We start from the raw sequence: 16,440 nt of genomic DNA on the forward strand, positions 1-16,440 counted from the left end.
GGGCCTGTAGTCGTAGGCCGACCCCCTCCCCGCGGAGTCTGGCGTTGCGCCGTCGGCCGTCTTTCCGGCACCCGCGCCATCGCGGAAACCCCGAGGAGCCCCCGCCACCATGGTCAACCGCCAGCAGTCCAGTTCCATGCCGGTCCACAAGTACGGCCAGTACGAGCAGGTCGACATCCCCGACCGCACCTGGCCCGAGAAGCGGATCACCGCCGCCCCCCGGTGGCTCTCCACCGACCTGCGTGACGGCAACCAGGCGCTGATCGACCCGATGTCGCCCGCCCGCAAGCGCGCCATGTTCGACCTGCTGGTCAAGATGGGCTACAAGGAGATCGAGGTCGGCTTCCCGGCCTCCGGCCAGACCGACTACGACTTCGTGCGCTCCATCATCGAGGAGGAGGGCGCGATCCCCGACGACGTCACGATCTCCGTACTGACCCAGGCCCGCGAGGACCTGATCGAGCGGACCGTGGAGTCGCTGAAGGGCGCCAGGCGGGCCACCGTCCACCTGTACAACGCCACCGCGCCGGTCTTCCGCCGGGTCGTCTTCCGCGGCTCCAGGGACGACATCAAGCAGATCGCCGTCGACGGCACCCGTCTGGTGATGGAGTACGCCGAGAAACTGCTGGGCCCGGAGACCGAGTTCGGCTACCAGTACAGCCCCGAGATCTTCACCGACACCGAGCTGGACTTCGCGCTGGAGGTCTGCGAGGCGGTCATGGACGTCTACCAGCCGGGTCCGGGCCGCGAGATCATCCTCAACCTGCCCGCCACGGTGGAGCGTTCGGCGCCGTCCACGCACGCGGACCGCTTCGAGTGGATGCACCGCAACCTGTCCCGCCGCGAGTACGTCTGCCTGTCCGTCCACCCGCACAACGACCGCGGCACGGCGGTGGCGGCGGCCGAGCTGGCGGTCATGGCCGGCGCCGACCGCGTCGAGGGCTGCCTGTTCGGGCAGGGCGAGCGCACCGGCAACGTCGACCTGGTCACCCTGGGCATGAACCTGTTCTCGCAGGGCGTCGACCCGCAGATCGACTTCTCCGACATCGACGAGATCCGTCGCACGTGGGAGTACTGCAACCAGATGGAGGTCCACCCGCGCCACCCGTACGTGGGCGACCTGGTCTACACCTCCTTCTCCGGCTCCCACCAGGACGCCATCAAGAAGGGCTTCGACGCCATGGAGGCCGACGCGAAGGCCAAGGGCGTCACGGTCGACGACATCGAGTGGGCGGTGCCGTACCTGCCGATCGACCCGAAGGACGTCGGCCGCTCCTACGAGGCCGTCATCCGCGTCAACTCGCAGTCCGGCAAGGGCGGCATCGCCTACGTCCTCAAGAACGACCACAAGCTGGACCTGCCGCGACGGATGCAGATCGAGTTCTCGAAGATCATCCAGGCGAAGACGGACGCCGAGGGCGGCGAGGTCACGCCGGGCGAGATCTGGGCGACCTTCCAGGACGAGTACCTGCCCAACCCGGACAACCCCTGGGGCCGCATCCAGGTCAGGACGGGCCAGTCGACCACCGACACCGACGGCGTGGACACCCTCACCGTCGAGGCCACCGTCGACGGCGAGGACACGGTCCTGACCGGCTCCGGCAACGGCCCGATCTCCGCGTTCTTCGACGCCCTGCAGGCCATCGGCGTCGACGTACGCCTGCTGGACTACCAGGAGCACACGATGAGCGAGGGCGCCTCCGCGCAGGCCGCCTCCTACATCGAATGCGCGATCGAGGACAAGGTCCTGTGGGGGATCGGGATCGATGCGAACACGACACGTGCGTCGCTGAAGGCGGTCGTCTCGGCCGTCAACCGCGCGGCCCGCTGATCACCCTGACCGGCGCTTTCCGGGCCCCGGCCGCCTGAACAGGCGGCCGGGGCCCGTCGTCGTGGCCGTCGTTTACCGGCCAGGTCACGGAAAGGTCTCGTCCGGGGTACTGACTCAGCCTCACCGATGTGGCTAACATCACGCCCACGCGGCGATGTTGCCGCGTGGTTACGGAGGTGCGACGTGCTGCCAGTACGGGGACGAAACGGCCGTGCCGCCAGGCTTGCCCGCATTCTGGGCACCCGGACCGCCTGGGCACCCGTGAGCGACGGCGAGTTCTTCTGCCCCGGCTGCGGCGGCGACCGCAACTACCAGCGGCTGAGCGGCCGGCGCCGCTTCACCGTCCTCGGGGTGCCGCTGCTGCCGCGCGGCACGGCCGCACCGGTCGTGGAGTGCGCCGCCTGCGCCGGCCGCTTCGGCACCGAGGCCCTGGACCACCCGACCACCTCCCGCTTCTCCGCGATGCTGCGCGACGCCGTGCACACCGTCGCCCTCGCGGTCCTCTCCGCGGGCGGCACCTCCTCCCGCACCGCCCTGGAGACGGCCGCGTCCGGCGTCCGCGCCGCCGGGTTCGCCGACTGCACCGAGGAGCAGCTCGCCGCCCTCGTCGAGGCGCTGGCCGCGGACACCGGCCGGGTGTACGAGGACCAGCCGTGCGCCCCCGGCCTGACCATAGAGCTGCACGAGGCCCTCGACCCGCTGGCCCCGCACCTCGCCCCGGCCGGCCGCGAGGCGATCCTGCTCCAGGCCGCCCGCGTCGCCCTGGCCGACGGTCCCTACATCCCCGCCGAACGCGACGTGCTCACCACCGTCGGCGCGGCCCTGACCATCCCCACGGACGACGTGACCCGCCTGCTGGCGGCGGCCAGGACACCCTCGTGAGCCGGTGAGGGCGCCCGGCCCCGGGCGGCCGGGCGCCGCACCGGCCCTGCCCGCGGTCCGCTACAGCAGCCCCGCCGCGGCGAGGTGCTCGCGCACCTGCGCCACCTCCGGCGCCGTCAGCGGGATCTGCGGCTCGGCGGTGACCGGGCAGTCGATGACACCGCGCAGGTGCAGGGCCGCCTTGAACGCGCCGAGCGCGGAGGAACCCGGACCCATCCGGGCCGGATCCCCGGCGCGGGTCAGCCCGAACAGCGCGCACAGCCGCTCCTGCTCGGTCCGCGCGCCCTCCCAGTCACCGGCGCGCGCCAGCCGGTAGAGGCGGACGAAGCCGTGCGGGTCGACGTTGGCGAGCCCCGGCACCGCGCCGTCGGCGCCCAGCGCGAGGGCCGCGTCGACCAGTTGCTCGGACCCGGTCAGCACGCTGAACCCGGCCGTGCCGGATCCCTCCCGCACCCCGGTCACCACCTCCCGGAAACCGCCCAGCTCCCCGCTGGAGTCCTTCAGCCCGGCCAGCACCCCCTCGGCCGCCAGCTCCAGGACCAGCCCGGCGGGCAGCCGGGCGGGCACGGAGACGGGGATGTCGTAGGCGAGCACCGGGACCGGGCTCGCGGCGGCGACGGTGCGGTAGTGGCGGGCGATCTCCGCCGGGTGGGCGGCGCGGGCGTAGAAGGGCGCGGTGACCACGACGGCCTGCGCGCCCGCCGCGGCGACGGCGGCGACGTGGTCGAGCACCCGGGCGGTGCTCATGTCGATCGCCCCGGCCAGCACCGGCAGCGCCCCGCCCACGTGCGCGACGACGGTCTCCACCACCTGCCGGCGCTGCCGGTCCGTGAGGAACGCCGCCTCGGAGGTCGAGCCGAGCACGAACAGCCCGTGCACCCCGCCCGCCACCAGATGGTCGACCAGCCGCAGCAGCGAGTCCACGTCCACCTCCCGCTGCGCGGTCAGCGGGGTGCACACGGGCGGGACGACACCGGTCAGCGGCGCGGGGAAGGTCATACGGACTCCCGGGAACGGCGGTGGGCGACGACACCTGCCTTGTATAGTCGCCGCGCCGCACCAGGACACGCAGGAGGGGGGCGCCACGCCCATGAGCGAGCGGTCCGAGCCCGCCTGGGACGAGAACGCCCCGGGCGTCCTGCGGCTCCCCTCCGGCCGGCTGGTGCGGGGCAGGGGCCTCAGCCGCCCCCTGGACCCGGCCGCGCCCGCCCCGACGTACGGCGTCTACCTGCTGGGCCGGCCCCCGCCGGAGTTCCCCTGGGAGTCGCACTGGCTGCGCTGGCCCGACTTCCGCCTGCCCGCGGACCGCGAGGCGGCCCGCGACGCGTTCGCGCGGGCCTGGCGGCGCACGGCCACCGACCGCGTGGAGTTCGCCTGCGCCGGCGGCCGCGGCCGCACCGGCACGGCCCTGGCCTGCCTGGCCGTCCTGGACGGCGTACCGCCCGGGGAGGCGGTCGCCTACGTACGGGAGCACTACGACCGGCGCGCGGTGGAGACGCCCTGGCAGGCGCGGTACGTGCGGGGGTTCGCGCCGCGGCCGGACTGAGAGCCGCGGACCAAAGGGGCGCCCGGCTCGCGACGCCCGGCACGCACGCGCGCGGCGTCGCCGGAAGGTCCTGGCGCTCAGGTGCCCGGGGCGAGTCGCAGGCACAGCACCTGGCGGTCCATGCCGGGCCCGAAGTAGTCGGGGCGCAGGCCCGCGTCGGGCTCCTCGGGACGGAAGCCCAGGGAGCGGTAGAGGAGGATCGCGGCCCGGTTGGAGGGCTCGACGGTGAGCCGGACCCGCTGGATGCCGGTGCGGCGCAGCCGGTCCAGGACCGCTTCCATCAGTTCCCGTCCCAGTCCGTGGCGGCGCCGGTCGGGGGTGACGCACAGGCCGAGGATCCAGCTGTCGCGGTCGAGTGCCGTGGTGGCGGCCAGTACGTAGCCGCGCAGCCGGCCGGTGCCGTCGTCGAGGACGAGGAGGTGTTCCGCGTACATGTCGAAGAGCTGCCGCAGCAGGAAACCGGGGTAGGCGACCTCCTGGAAGACCTCCTCGTCCAGCCGCTGCAGTTCGGGCAGGTCCTCCTCGTGCGCGGTGCGCAGGATGAGGGGGCCCGGGTGGGGCACGGGTGCGGTGAGCTGCTCGTGGCGGTCAAGGAAACGTTCCAGCGGTTCGGCGGTCATGCCACCCCCCAGTCAGGACCTGCGGACGTCAACCCGACGGGAGCCGGTCCGCTCACTCGAAGGGCTGAGGCCCCGGTGTGGCGGCCGGCTGCTCGTTCTGACACAGTGGGGTCTCCAAGTTCCTTTCTGCAAGGGCGAGTTAGGGCGTGCGCCCGGCTGTGCTGACGTGCGCCGGGGTGCACCGGGTGCGGCCCGCACAGGGGGACTGACGTGTTTCCGGCCTACCGTGCGGGGAATGACGTCCGCCGCTCATCTGCCGGTGTCCACGGGGCTCGCGCACATGGATCGGCTCGCAAACGAATGGAACGCGGCAGGGTGACTATGGATCGCAACGCTGACGCCCCGTGGTCGAACTTCGATCCAGAGGTGTACGTCGACAACAACTACCGCACCCCGCTCGAAGCCGATCTGCAGATCGTGCGGCTGCTGCGTGACTACTTCGGCCGCTGCTTCGCGGGGTCCGTCCCCGGATCGGTGCGGGGCGTGGACGTCGGCGCCGGTGCGAACCTGTACCCCGCCCTGTCCATGCTGCCCTGGTGCGAGAAGGTCCTCCTGCTCGAGTACGCCCCGCCGAACATCGAGTACCTGAAGCGGCAGATCGCCCCGGAGGGCTTCGGCAGCGAATGGGACGCCTTCTGGGACGTGCTCCGTGAGGCGCCGGCCTACCGGGACGTCGAACCGCGCGGCCGGGTCAGCGAGATCGTCCGGGTGGAACGCGCCAACCTGTTCGACCTCGACGGACGGCGGCGCTGGGACATCGGGACGATGTTCTTCGTCGCCGACTCGATGTCCGAGTGCCCCGAGGAGTTCCAGCGGGGCGTACGGTGCTTCATGAACGCGCTCGGCGACCGGGCCCCGTTCGCCGTGGCGTTCATGAAGGAGTCGGTCGGCTACCAGGTCGGGGACCACCGTTACCCGGCCTACCGGGTCAACGCGGCGCGGGCCCGGGAGAGCCTGGAGCCGTTCGCCGCCGAGCTGGAGATCCACGATCTGCACCACGTGGTGCGGCCGGGACACGAGGGGATGATCCTCGCCCTGGGACGGCGCGAAGGGGAGATTGCCGCTCCATAGGAACGGGGACCATGTCTGAGCACACAAACGGGCACAGGCGCACGGCAACGGGATCTGTACGAGGGGTGCGGGGATGCAGATCAAGCCACGGCAGCATCTGCTGGACATCTGGCGGGCCACGGCCCGTCATTCGTTCGAGGACGGCAAGCTCGTCACGGGGGACACCGACGGGCTGAGCAGCGTCGCGGACGCCGAGCGCCTGCTGTGCCTGCTGTACCCCGCCACCGAGGTGCCCGCCTTCCGGCTCGACCAGCCCGACACCACCGAGCGGGACGTCCTGCGCGCCCTGGAGGGGGTCGGCAGCCGGCTGGAGATCCCGCTCAACCTGATCACCGCGCTCACCCAGTTCATGCGCACCCACACCGGCCCCGACGACAGCCCCACCTTCTCCGGCGGCCACTACTTCAAACCGTCCGACCCGGAAGGCGAGATCACCCACGCCCAGGCCCAGCTGGGCGTGGTGGACTCCTACTCGATGTCCGTCACGCTGTGCCTGGCCACCCTCGGCTTCCTCAAGGTCTACGAGGCCACCACGACCCGCCCCGAGGTCCGCCGGGCCATCGAGGAGCTGCGCGAGGCCACGAACGCCCGGCTGACCTCCGCGATGATCAGCCTCCTGCGCTCCTTCACGGTCAACGTCTTCGACGCCGAGTCCGAACAGGGCAAGCGCCTGATCCAGGTCATCGGGCAGAACCGGCAGTCCGACCGGGCCGTCCTCCAGCAGTTCTCCCGCCGCCTGCGCCCGCTGCGCGCCACGATCATCGAAAGCCTCACCCGGGGCATCCAGGTCGACGAGAGCATCCGCGACGAGAGCCAGCTCTTCGAATGCGGCTGGGCGTGGGGCGTGGTGCGGGACGCGCCGCGCGTCACCGACCTGGACGTCCAGGTCCCCGGCCAGCCCGACGGCATCGCCGACCGGCTGCCCTACGTCTACTTCACCGTGGTCGCCCTCGACGGCATCCAGGACCTGTTCTCCGAGCGCACCCTCACTCTCGGCCTGCTCGACGCCGACCAGCAGAAACTCTCCGAGGCACTGCGCCTGCGCTGGGAGCTGAGCCAGCAGTACTGGTCCGCGGTCGCCCGGTTCGGCGACGAGCGCTGGCCCCTGGAGGACCTGCCCTGGCAGACCACCGGCCTGCGCCTGGAGTCCGAGTACTTCTCGCTGACCGTCGCCGCCATCCTCGTCCACGACCTGGTCCGCCGGAAGGCCACCGACGACGACCTGACCCGCACGGTCGCCATCATGGAGCGCCTGGCCGACCGCGGCCGGGTCACCAGCCGGATGACCCGCAACGACCCCACCATCGCCCTGCACAACCCCGGCGTCACCATGCCGCTGGCCGGCTCGGAACGCTCCGGCAGCCTCCTGCTGTGGCGGATGACCGACTTCTCCGCGCAGCTCCTCAAACGCATCGTCCAGCTCGCCGAACTCTCCCGGAACATCGACGCGCAGGACCGTCTGCTGCGGCTGGCCGAGCAGACCTTCGAACACCTGTGGAACCGGCGGATCGAGGAGGGCACCGGCGCCGATCTGTGGGACGACGTCCGCAACGTCTACCCCGACGCCCGCGGCGCGGCCCCCCGCCTGTCCTGGAGCATCACCGAACGCCTCACCGAGTGCCTGGTGGCCGCCCGCAACCTGTACGAGCAGGAGCCCATCCGCAGTCCTGAACTGGCCCAGCTGGCCAGGGAACTGCTCAGCGAGGCCACCCACCTGTTCGGCAAGGAGCAACTGGAGGCGTCCGCCGGTTCCGACGGCGGCCGGGGCCGCACGATGCGGAGCATCGAGAGCCGCCTGGAGCACGCCCGCAGCCTGCTCGACGACCGGCCGGCCACCGCCTTCGCGCTGGCGCTGCCCGTCCTCCAGGAACTCGACACCCTGGCCCAGGCCAGGGGCGCCGCCGCGCAGGAGGTGTGAGCCGTGCTCGTCTTCGCCGCCTCCGACAAAGGAGGCACGGGCCGCTCGGTCACCAGCGCCAACCTGGCCTACCAGCGCGCCCTCACCGGCGACCACGTGGCCTACGTGGACTTCGACTTCGGCTCGCCGACGGCCGCCGCCGTCTTCGACGTGCCCTCCGCGGTGCGCGGCACCGAGGAACGCGGCCTGCACTCCTACCTGGAGGGCGAGATCACCGAGCCGGCCAGGATCGACGTCTGGCGGCAGACCGAACACCCCCTGCTGCGGGCCCGCCCCAACCAGTCGGGCCGGCTGGTCCTCCTCCCCGGCGACGCGGGCGGCGGCGAGTTCGCCACCGGCGAGGAGGCCCTGGAGCGGTGCATCGACCTGCTGCTGCGGCTGAACACCGAGTTCGACCTGATCGTGGTCGACCTCAGCGCGGGCCGCAGCTACGCCGTCGACATGGTCCTCGCGGCCACCGCCCACCCGCGGATGCGCAACGTCCCCCACCGCTGGCTCGTCTTCCACCGCTGGACCCGGCAGCACGTGATCGCCGCGTCCGGGCTGGTCCACAAGGAACACGGCCTCATCAAGGGCGGTGTGGAACGCGGCCACGACGAGCAGACCCTGCGGGCGGCGATCCGCTTCGTACGGGCGGCCGTACCCGACCCGGAGTCGCCGCTGTGGTCGCACGGCTCGCCCGCCCAGGCCGCGTGGATGCAGGCCTGCGACGAGGCACTGCGCCGGCTCGCCGCCGAGCACCGCATCGGCGACAGCGTCGTCCTCGGCATCGTGCCCCTGGAACCCATCCTCCAGTGGCGCGAACAGCTCATCACCGAAGAGGACGTCCTCTCCACCCAGATCGCGAACAAGGAGACCCTGGAGGCGCTGGAGGAGCTGGCCCGGCGCCTGACGGACGACACGTACTGGGGGCAGCTGTGACGGAGGCCGTGTTCCGTGAGACCGCGGCCCAGCCGCGCACCCAGGCGGTGCCGCTGTCCCACCTGTCACTGGAGCTGGGCCACCTCTACATGGAGGACTTCGAGGCCGGCCCGCGGCGGCTGCGGGAGCACTTCGCCCAGGTGCGGCCCTGGGCCGAGGCGGCCCGCGCCGCCGCCGCGGTCCGCACCGGCGGCCGGCGCCCCCGCATCAGCACCTGCTTCCTGATCGACGACTACTTCACGCGGTTCTCCAGCCCCGCCGAACTGGTCCCCCTGCTGCTGGCCGAGGCCGAGCGGGCCGGACTGGCCGTGGACTACCTGGCCCGCGAGTCCGGCTGCGCCGTCACCGGCAAGGTGCCCGTCGCCGAGGCGGTGGCCGGCCGGCTCGTGGAGGAACCCCCGCCCGGCAGCTACGGCGGCCGGCCGCCGGCCGCGCAGACCGGCTGGCTGGCCAACGGCGAGCGCAGTCCCGTCGCCCGCGCCCCGCAGGCGATGAAGAGCGCCGCCGCCTGGGAGCCGCCGAGACAGACGGCGGCCCGCCGCCACTCCGTCTTCCTCGACGTGGAGCTGTGGAGCGAGGACGCCGACGGGCGGCGCACCTGGTCCTGCCCGTTCCTCGCCGCGGTGTGGCAGCTCGGCCGCCTCGGCCTGCTGCGCACCGAGGGGGAGCCCCTCTTCGTCCCGCACCCGGACACCCCCGCGGTCTTACCCGACGACTGGGACGACCTGCCCCCGCTGCTGCGCCTGAACGCCCGCGCCGACCCGTTCGCCGCCTACCGCACCTGCTCGGTGCTGCCCAGCCGGTTCCTGCCCGTCGAACACGCCGTCCGGGTGATCCTCGACCAGACCGAGGTGGACCGCGGGGCGCTGGAGCAGGTCGCCGAGCGCTCCGCCCGCGAGAAGGTGACCGTCCCGGACTCGGTGGCCGACCGCGTCTCCTACGTGTTCTACGCGGGGCCGTGACATGGCCGACACGTCCGCGGCCAGGGGCCGCGACCGGGCGGCCGCCGGTCCGGCGAGGACCGCGCCGCCCACCGTGCTGGCCTGCGGCGAGACCCGCACCTGCCTGCTGCCCGCCGGGCAGGCCCTCGACATCCGGTCCGCCGCCCAGCTCCTCGCCCTGCGGGCCGACGAACGCGTCCTGCTCTCCGAGCGGCCCAATCTCTACGCGCGTTCCCCCGAGACCCTCACCGGCGTCGACTGCCCGCTGCCCAGCGTCAACGGCGCACGGGTACGGGCCGTCGGCACGGTCGCGGCGCGGGCCGCGCTCACCGAGGGCCGCGTCCTGCAGACCTCCGCCTACTTCCGCCTCACCGCCGCCGGACCCGACCAGCGGCGCCCCTGGGGGCAGTACCTGGTGCGGCCCGGTCTGCTGGAGCCGTTCGGGAAGCTGCCGCACGAGGCGGTCGCCGAGGGCGTGCTCGGCGGCGGACGCCCCGGCGACCTCGACGTCGGCCTCGTCGCCGGCGGGCTGCTCACCCGGCTGCTGCGCCACCCCCTGCTCGACCAGTGCCCGCCGCTGCGCTCCCGCCCCACCCGGCTGCGCTGGGCGGCGCTGCCCGCCGACGGGGACGCCGGTGCGTCCATCGAGCGGTTCACCCTCGCGGAGGACGAACTGCGCACCGTACGGCTGAGGGTGCCCGAGGGCACTGCCGCCGCCGACATCGCCGGGCTCTGCGACGACCTGGCCCTGCACGACTGGCTGCTGACCACCCTGGTGCGCCTGCTGGACGGCATCAGCCTGGGAGCACGGACCCCGCCCGCCCGGGCCCGGCCGGGAGCCGGGGACCGTCCCACCGTCGTCAGGGCGCTGCGGCCCGCCGTCGACCACCTGCTGCACCTGTGGATGCCACGGGCCCGGGTGGCGCGGGAGCTGGCCCCGCTCTGGGACGTGCTGGAGGACCGGCCCGGCTTCACCCGCCAGTGGCAGGCGCAGGTGCAGCGCATCCGCGACCAGCTCAGCCTGCACGCGATCCCCTCGCTGCACCGGGAGGTGGAGCCGGTTCCCTGACCGGACGCTCCGGCAGGTCCTCCACCGCACATCCCCGCATCCCGATCCGACGCGTATCCCAACGGGGGGAGAAGCGAGATGAGCACGGCACAGTCACCTCAGCCCGAGAGCACGGCGGGCACGCCCGGTACGGCCGCCGCACCCGGGCCCGCGGTCCCCGCCGCCGCGGCCGGCCAACCGGGCGGCCCCGCCGCGGCAGGCCCGCGCGGCGAGCGGCCCGCGTCCGGCACCGCGGGCCGGATCCGCTCGGCCCTGACCGCCGGACCGGGGCGGGCGGGGCGCCCGCACCCGTCCCGGTGGGTACGCCGGATCGCGGCCGGTGTCGTCACCGGCGCCCTCGCCTGGTCCGTCACCGCGCTGCTGGCCCCGCACACCGCGCTGTCCCGGCAGGCCGGGGCCGCCGCCCTGTGCGCCGCCGCCGTGGTCCTCGTCCAGCAGGTCCTCGGACCGGACCGGCGGACGGAGGAGTACGCCAGGCGCCTGGACGCGCACGCCAGGCGGACGGAGACCCTGCTGACGGAGACCGCCGCCGCCGTGCGGGACGGCCTGCGCCGGCATGACGACCGGCTGGACACCGGCCTCACCCGCCACACCGACGACATGCGGCAGCTGGTGGAGAGCCGGTTCACCGAAGTGGAACGGTCCGTCGGCGAGCCCTACCTCCAGCCGGCCCGGATCCGGGCGGACGGGGTGCCCGAACTGGCCAAGAGCTTCGCCGAGGTGCTGGCCCCCGGCCCGTCGATCCTCTACACCTTCGTCCGCCTGGAGATGAGCCGGGTCGTCGGCCACATGACCGACCTCACCAACCTGAGCGCCGAGTGCCCCGGCGAGAACCACGACTGGATGCTGTCCCTCACCCGCGCCGCCGAGGAGACCATCTGCGCCACCAGCACGTCGGTGGACCGCGAGTTCTGGAACAGCGAGCCCGCCAGCCGCTACCTCCAGGCGCAGAAGGAGGCGGTGCACGAGCGGGGCGTGACCGTCCGCAGGGTGTTCCTGCTGGCGAGCGCCCGTGAACTCGACGACCGGCTGCTGCGGCTGTGCGAGGAACAGGAGGTGCTGGGCATCGAGGTGCGCGTGTCGGTGCTCCCCGAGCTGCCGCCGCACCTCCAGCGCGGCACCACCAACGACTTCATCGTCTACGACGGGGAGGCGTCCTTCGAGATCGACCAGGACCTGCGGGACGTCAACGTCCGCACCCGCCTCATCGCCCGCCACGACCACGTCCAGGACCGTATGAAGCGCTTCACGGAACTGTGGGAGGCGGGCATGGGCGTGCGGGAGCTGGAGGTCCGCGTCGACGACGAGGAGGACGGCACCTGGATGGTCGACGGGACCGAGCAGGGCTGAGCGGGGCGGGCCCGGCAGCCCCGCGGCCCCTTCCCTCAGCGGCAGTACACGTCCGCCGCCGGGCGCCGGCCGGTGGCCAGGAAGCGGGAGACCGTGCTGTCGCCGCAGGCGTTGCCGTTGGCCAGGTAGGCGTCGTGGCCCGTGGAGTTCACGGTGACCATGACCGCGCGCCGGCCCAGCGCCGAGCGGAGCTTCAGGGCGCCGCTGAGCGGGGTGGCGACGTCGCGTTCGTTCTGGACGAGCAGCACGTCGGACGGACCTCGGTCGGTGATCCGTACGGGCGCCTGGCGGGGCGGGTAGGGCCAGGCGGCGCACAGCATCGCGTTGCGCGGCATGCCCGCCGTGAGCGGGTACGCGGCGCGGCTGTCCGCCACGTCCTTCTCGTACGCCGCCGCCGACCGCGGCCAGGCGACGTCGTTGCACAGGGTCCCGGCGCCCACGGCCGCGACGTTCTGGAGCGCCGCCTCCGGGGGGCCCTGCGGCGCGGGCGGTACGGTGCCCCGCTGCGCGGCCAGCATCAGCCTGGCCAGGTCCGGGTACCTGGACGGGGAGTAGAAGGTGTCCAGCATGGTCTGGCGCAGCACGTTCCCGTTCAGCTCCTCGGGGTTGGCGCCGGGCCACGGGATCGGGGTGCGGTCCAGGCGGGCGGCGAGCCGCAGGAACAGCGGCCGTACGTCCGCGGCCCGCTCGGCCAGCCGGTCCGGGTTGCCGGGCCTGGAGGCCCAGGCCGCGAAGTCGGGGAAGGTGTCCTCCACGCCCTGCTCGTGCGCGCCCAGCCAGGCCCGGTTCACCAGGGCCGGGTCCGGGTTGTCGTTGCTGTCCAGCACCATGCGGTCGACGCGCCGCGGGAAGAGCTGGTTGTAGACGGCTCCCACGTACGTCCCGTACGACACGCCCCACGCGGACAGCTCGTCCTCGCCGAGCGCCGCCCGGAGGCGGTCGATGTCGCGGGCCTCGTTCACCGTGCCGAGGTGCCGGATCAGCTCGCCGCCGTTCTTCGCGCAGGCCTGCGCCATGCGCCGCGCGTCGGTCAGGTTCCCCGCGATCGAGCCGTCGGCGGCCGGCCACGGGCGCAGCCGGGAGGTGGCCAGGTCGCCGTGGTCGAGTCCGCAGTCCACGGCCGTGGAGGGCGCCAGGCCGCGCGGCGCGAAGCCGACCAGGTCGTACTGCTCGCGCACCTCCTCGGGGAGCTTCCGCCCCTTCCCCGAGGGGTCGTTGAGGCTGGATCCGCCGGGTCCGCCCGGGATCAGCAGCAGCGTCCCGCGCCGTGCGGACGGCTTCTCGCTCGGGATGCGGGAGACGGCGATCGAGATGCTCGGGCCGTGCGGGTCGGCGTAGTCCATGGGGACGTCCAGGGTCGCGCACTGCTGGCGCGGGTCGAGACCGGTGCCCGCGCACGTCGTCCAGGCGAGGGTGTCCTGCCGGTGCGGGGGAGCGGCGGCGGCCGACGCCGTCACGGGCGCGGTGGCCCCCAGGAGGACCGCGCAGACCCCGACGAGGGCGGCTCTGCGGCGGCTGCGGGTGCGGGTGGTGGTGTCCGTGCGCTGTGTCGTCATGAGAGGAGCCTCGCGGACCGGTGCGTCCCGCCCCATCCGGCCAACTGGCTTTGCCGTCCGGGGGTTTACCCCCTCAGTGATCCCTAGGGGGCGCCCTCTGTACGGAGTCGGCCGGTGACCTGCTTCCGGCCGGTCACCGGTGCCGTGCGCCAAGGGTGCGGCGCCGCCACCGCCCCGTGAGACCGTGCCCGCGCTGCCGTCGGTCTCCAGCAGCGCGCTGCCCGATCAGACTCCGCCCGCGCCGGGGCGCGCCACGTCCCCGACGAACCGGGCCCAGGCCGCCGCCCGCACGACCAGCACGGGACCGTCCGGGACCTTGCTGTCCCGGACGGGGACGCTGCCGGGGACTCCGTCGGCTACTTCGAGGCAGTCCCCGCCTTCGCCGTTGCTGTACGTGCTCTTGCGCCAGCGGGCGGCGCCGGGGAAGTCGTATGCGACTTCAACGCACGATTCGCCCCCGCTTCCGCCGCTGTAACTGCTCTTGTGCCAGCGGGCGTTGCTCAGGTCGTACCCGCGCATCGTCTGTAGTCCTCCGCCGCCGCTTCGATCATGGTCAGGGACGCCCCTAGTGACAGGGCTGCCGCCCTGAGCAGATCGTAATCCGCGAGGCCCCGCTTAACTACCGCCGGTTCGTCCAGCAGACTGCCGGAAAGCACCGCCTCGGAGTAGATGGTCGGCGGAGCATCCTCGAAGTCCATGAGCGTCATCATCTTGCCCATCTGAGGGTGAGCGCCCGCCGCGAACGGCAGGACCTGCACCAGAGCCTTGCGGCTGCGGACGGTGCTCACGATGTGATCCAGCTGCCCGGCCATCACCGCGCCGCCGCCGACAGGGACGCGCAGCACAGTCTCGTGCAGGAGAACCCAATACACGGGGCGTGTAGCGTCCTTGAGAATCCGGGCCCGCTCCATGCGGAGGCTGACCATCTCCTCGATCTACTCATCCGTGGCGAGCGGATTGCTCGACAGGTAGATCGCGCGAGCGTACGCCGGCGTCTGGAGAAGGCCCGGGACAACAGCCGGAGCCCACTCGCTGATACTGGTCGCCAGCCGTTCCAGTTCCGCCGCGTGCGCGAAGTACTCGGCGAATCGCTGCTCTTTGATGAGTTTGCGCCAGAGGCGTTCGAAAAAACCGTCGGTTTGCAGTACCTCGTCGATCCGCCGGGCCACGTCCAGCTGTGGTTTTCTGATCGCCTGTTCGAACTGGCCGATGTAGCCGCCCGATACGAAGACCTTCGCACCCAGCTCCACCTGCGTCATCCCCGTGTTCTCCCGGCGCCGCTTCAGCTCCGTGCCGAAGAACTCCCAGACCGCCTGGCGTGAACCGTTGGCCATCGCCAACCCCCTTGTGCAGCCCTCTTCTTGTAGGGCCCGAAACCCTTCCGAGTGTAGACGCGGAACGTCACTGTGGAGACACGAAGCGTAAAACTCCGGCATGACGGAAATCCCGGAGAAAGAGAAAGGGAGGAAGCACACAGTGGCACCACGGCAACACTCGGCTCACTCGGCGGTCTGTGTTCAGGAAGCGGAGGAAACAATCGTTGAATTGCGTACCGCTCTCGGAAAAGCCGGAATCACCCTGCCCTCGCTCGGGCTCGACGCGGCCGGGCTCGCCCGCGAGGCGCCCTGCCCGCTGGTGGAGCTGGGCCGCTGCTCCGTGGAGACGGCCGCACGGCTCGCCGCGGTCCTGCGGTGAGCGGCCCGTGTCCGCCGGTCGGGACTTACGCCCTCGACACCGGCACCGGGCGGATCGGCGTGGTCATGGGCCACGAGGGACCGTACGTCCAGTTGCGCCCCCTCGGCGGCGGCCGGGAGTGGGACTGCCCGCCGGAGCTGGTGCGGGCGGCCACCCCGGCCGAGCGGCTCAGCGCGGCGACGGCGTACGCGAACGCCCGCAGCCGGGGGGAGGTGCCCTGAAGGCGGGACGGGGCCGCTCCCGCCGTGCGCGACAATGGGCGCATGAGTCTGTTCCGCGACGACGGCATCGTGCTGCGCACCCAGAAGCTGGGTGAGGCGGACCGGATCATCACACTGCTCACGCGGGGTCACGGCCGGGTGCGTGCCGTGGCCCGCGGGGTGCGGCGGACGAAGTCCAAGTTCGGGGCCCGGCTGGAGCCCTTCTCGCACGTGGACGTGCAGTTCTTCGCACGGGGCGGCGAGCTGGTCGGGCGCGGGCTGCCGCTGTGCACGCAGAGCGAGACCATCGCTCCGTACGGCGGTGGGATCGTGACCGACTACGCCCGGTACACCGCCGGGACGGCCATGCTGGAGACGGCCGAGCGGTTCACGGACCACGAGGGCGAACCGGCCGTCCAGCAGTACCTGCTGCTGGTCGGCGGACTGCGCACCCTCGCCCGCGGCGAGCACGCCCCGCACCTCGTCCTCGACGCGTTCCTGCTGCGCTCGCTGGCCGTCAACGGCTACGCGCCCAGCTTCGGCGACTGCGCGAAGTGCGGGATGCCGGGGCCCAACCGGTTCTTCTCGGTGGCCTCCGGCGGCTCGGTCTGCGTCGACTGCCGGGTGCCGGGCAGTGTCGTACCCTCGCCGCAGACGCTCGCGCTGCTGGGCGCGCTGCTCACGGGGGACTGGACGACCGCCGACGCCTGCGAGCCGCGGTACGTGCGCGAGGGCAGCGGGCTGGTGTCCGCCTATCTGCACTGGCACCTGGAGCGCGGCCTGCGCTCGCTCAGGTACGTCGAGAAGTAGAAGCAAGCAAGAGGGACCAGAGGGAGACGA

General features: G+C 72.7%; 16 protein-coding genes and 1 pseudogene. 12 read left to right on the forward strand and 5 right to left on the reverse strand.

All coding sequences use genetic code 11. The features are described from left to right. Positions 1–109: 109 nt before the first annotated feature. Together leuA and ABZ719_RS07880 are read left to right on the forward strand one after the other, a co-directional pair. Positions 110–1,831, forward strand: coding sequence for a 2-isopropylmalate synthase (gene leuA / locus ABZ719_RS07875; RefSeq protein ID WP_366724325.1), 1,722 nt, complete (start codon positions 110–112; stop codon positions 1,829–1,831). A gap of 183 nt (positions 1,832–2,014) precedes the next feature. Continuing rightward, the gene (locus tag ABZ719_RS07880; RefSeq protein ID WP_366724326.1) at positions 2,015–2,713 is read left to right on the forward strand and encodes a TerB family tellurite resistance protein; all 699 of its coding nucleotides are present in this window, start codon (positions 2,015–2,017) and stop codon (positions 2,711–2,713) included. 60 nt (positions 2,714–2,773) lie between these two features. Here ABZ719_RS07880 and ABZ719_RS07885 read toward each other — a convergent pair whose 3' ends face one another. Beyond that, complete coding sequence (locus ABZ719_RS07885) at positions 2,774–3,712, reverse strand: dihydrodipicolinate synthase family protein (protein ID WP_366724327.1); 939 nt, start codon at positions 3,710–3,712, stop codon at positions 2,774–2,776. A 91-nt stretch (positions 3,713–3,803) separates the two neighbouring features. Here ABZ719_RS07885 and ABZ719_RS07890 point away from each other — a divergent pair, with 91 nt between their 5' ends. Further along, entirely contained in the window at positions 3,804–4,259 is a 456-nt protein-coding gene (locus tag ABZ719_RS07890; protein ID WP_366724328.1) for a protein phosphatase, read from the forward strand. A 77-nt stretch (positions 4,260–4,336) separates the two neighbouring features. Here the strand turns inward: ABZ719_RS07890 and ABZ719_RS07895 are convergent, their stop codons facing one another. Beyond that, positions 4,337–4,879 carry a GNAT family N-acetyltransferase gene (locus tag ABZ719_RS07895; protein ID WP_366724329.1) on the reverse strand — a complete coding sequence of 181 codons (543 nt, stop codon included), beginning with the start codon at positions 4,877–4,879 and terminating at the stop codon, positions 4,337–4,339. Positions 4,880–5,200: 321 nt separating this feature from the next. On the opposite strand from ABZ719_RS07895, the gene ABZ719_RS07900 reads away from it, so the two are divergent. The 6 genes from ABZ719_RS07900 (at position 5,201) to ABZ719_RS07925 (ending at position 12,149) form a co-directional block, all read left to right on the forward strand. Continuing rightward, positions 5,201–5,950, forward strand: coding sequence for an SCO2525 family SAM-dependent methyltransferase (locus tag ABZ719_RS07900; RefSeq protein WP_366724330.1), 750 nt, complete (start codon positions 5,201–5,203; stop codon positions 5,948–5,950). A gap of 73 nt (positions 5,951–6,023) precedes the next feature. Continuing rightward, positions 6,024–7,868: an SCO2524 family protein gene (locus tag ABZ719_RS07905; RefSeq protein ID WP_366724331.1), complete on the forward strand. Its 1,845-nt coding sequence runs from the start codon at positions 6,024–6,026 to the stop codon at positions 7,866–7,868. A gap of 3 nt (positions 7,869–7,871) precedes the next feature. Then, positions 7,872–8,789, forward strand: a complete 918-nt coding sequence (locus ABZ719_RS07910; protein ID WP_366724332.1) for an SCO2523 family variant P-loop protein — start codon at positions 7,872–7,874, stop codon at positions 8,787–8,789. Further along, a complete protein-coding gene (locus ABZ719_RS07915) occupies positions 8,786–9,751 on the forward strand; it encodes an SCO2522 family protein (protein WP_366724333.1) in 966 nt (321 codons plus the stop codon). Before ABZ719_RS07910 ends, ABZ719_RS07915 begins: the two co-directional genes overlap by 4 nt. 1 nt (position 9,752) lies before the next feature. Next, a complete protein-coding gene (locus tag ABZ719_RS07920; protein WP_366724334.1) occupies positions 9,753–10,799 on the forward strand; it encodes an SCO2521 family protein in 1,047 nt (348 codons plus the stop codon). A 78-nt stretch (positions 10,800–10,877) separates the two neighbouring features. Continuing rightward, on the forward strand, positions 10,878–12,149 hold the full coding sequence (locus tag ABZ719_RS07925) for a hypothetical protein (RefSeq protein WP_366724335.1): 1,272 nt from the start codon (positions 10,878–10,880) through the stop codon (positions 12,147–12,149). A 35-nt stretch (positions 12,150–12,184) separates the two neighbouring features. Here the strand turns inward: ABZ719_RS07925 and ABZ719_RS07930 are convergent, their stop codons facing one another. The 3 genes and pseudogenes from ABZ719_RS07930 to ABZ719_RS07940 all read right to left on the reverse strand — a co-directional run bounded on the left by ABZ719_RS07930 (position 12,185) and on the right by ABZ719_RS07940 (position 15,039). After that, on the reverse strand, positions 12,185–13,705 hold the full coding sequence (locus ABZ719_RS07930) for an alpha/beta hydrolase (protein WP_366724336.1): 1,521 nt from the start codon (positions 13,703–13,705) through the stop codon (positions 12,185–12,187). Positions 13,706–13,930: 225 nt separating this feature from the next. Then, positions 13,931–14,224: a DUF397 domain-containing protein gene (locus ABZ719_RS07935; protein ID WP_366724337.1), complete on the reverse strand. Its 294-nt coding sequence runs from the start codon at positions 14,222–14,224 to the stop codon at positions 13,931–13,933. Continuing rightward, positions 14,206–15,039: pseudogene (locus ABZ719_RS07940) on the reverse strand (helix-turn-helix transcriptional regulator). The gene ABZ719_RS07935 and the pseudogene ABZ719_RS07940 overlap by 19 nt, the downstream one beginning before the upstream one ends. A 100-nt stretch (positions 15,040–15,139) precedes the next feature. Here ABZ719_RS07940 and ABZ719_RS07945 point away from each other — a divergent pair. From ABZ719_RS07945 to recO, 3 genes are read left to right on the forward strand one after another with little or no spacing between them, the layout of a single operon-like run. Beyond that, positions 15,140–15,400: a hypothetical protein gene (locus tag ABZ719_RS07945; protein WP_366724338.1), complete on the forward strand. Its 261-nt coding sequence runs from the start codon at positions 15,140–15,142 to the stop codon at positions 15,398–15,400. Next, positions 15,397–15,621, forward strand: coding sequence for a hypothetical protein (locus ABZ719_RS07950; protein WP_037854305.1), 225 nt, complete (start codon positions 15,397–15,399; stop codon positions 15,619–15,621). Before ABZ719_RS07945 ends, ABZ719_RS07950 begins: the two co-directional genes overlap by 4 nt. Positions 15,622–15,663: 42 nt before the next feature. Next, positions 15,664–16,410, forward strand: a complete 747-nt coding sequence (recO, locus tag ABZ719_RS07955; RefSeq protein WP_366724339.1) for a DNA repair protein RecO — start codon at positions 15,664–15,666, stop codon at positions 16,408–16,410. Positions 16,411–16,440 lie beyond the last annotated feature (30 nt).

Origin of the sequence: Streptomyces sp. NPDC006743, from assembly GCF_040703815.1 — a bacterium.
Lineage (GTDB): Bacteria > Actinomycetota > Actinomycetes > Streptomycetales > Streptomycetaceae > Streptomyces.

What these genes read in the sequence shown, in the direction of transcription:
- leuA (WP_366724325.1), top strand. Translation starts at nt 110, where the DNA reads ATGGTCAACCGCCAGCAGTCCAGTTCCATGCCGGTCCACAAGTACGGC.
- ABZ719_RS07885 (WP_366724327.1), bottom strand. Translation starts at nt 3,712, where the DNA reads ATGACCTTCCCCGCGCCGCTGACCGGTGTCGTCCCGCCCGTGTGCACC.
- ABZ719_RS07890 (WP_366724328.1), top strand. Translation starts at nt 3,804, where the DNA reads ATGAGCGAGCGGTCCGAGCCCGCCTGGGACGAGAACGCCCCGGGCGTC.
- ABZ719_RS07895 (WP_366724329.1), bottom strand. Translation starts at nt 4,879, where the DNA reads ATGACCGCCGAACCGCTGGAACGTTTCCTTGACCGCCACGAGCAGCTC.
- ABZ719_RS07900 (WP_366724330.1), top strand. Translation starts at nt 5,201, where the DNA reads ATGGATCGCAACGCTGACGCCCCGTGGTCGAACTTCGATCCAGAGGTG.
- ABZ719_RS07905 (WP_366724331.1), top strand. Translation starts at nt 6,024, where the DNA reads ATGCAGATCAAGCCACGGCAGCATCTGCTGGACATCTGGCGGGCCACG.
- ABZ719_RS07920 (WP_366724334.1), top strand. Translation starts at nt 9,753, where the DNA reads ATGGCCGACACGTCCGCGGCCAGGGGCCGCGACCGGGCGGCCGCCGGT.
- ABZ719_RS07925 (WP_366724335.1), top strand. Translation starts at nt 10,878, where the DNA reads ATGAGCACGGCACAGTCACCTCAGCCCGAGAGCACGGCGGGCACGCCC.
- ABZ719_RS07930 (WP_366724336.1), bottom strand. Translation starts at nt 13,705, where the DNA reads ATGACGACACAGCGCACGGACACCACCACCCGCACCCGCAGCCGCCGC.
- ABZ719_RS07935 (WP_366724337.1), bottom strand. Translation starts at nt 14,224, where the DNA reads ATGCGCGGGTACGACCTGAGCAACGCCCGCTGGCACAAGAGCAGTTAC.
- ABZ719_RS07945 (WP_366724338.1), top strand. Translation starts at nt 15,140, where the DNA reads ATGACGGAAATCCCGGAGAAAGAGAAAGGGAGGAAGCACACAGTGGCA.
- recO (WP_366724339.1), top strand. Translation starts at nt 15,664, where the DNA reads ATGAGTCTGTTCCGCGACGACGGCATCGTGCTGCGCACCCAGAAGCTG.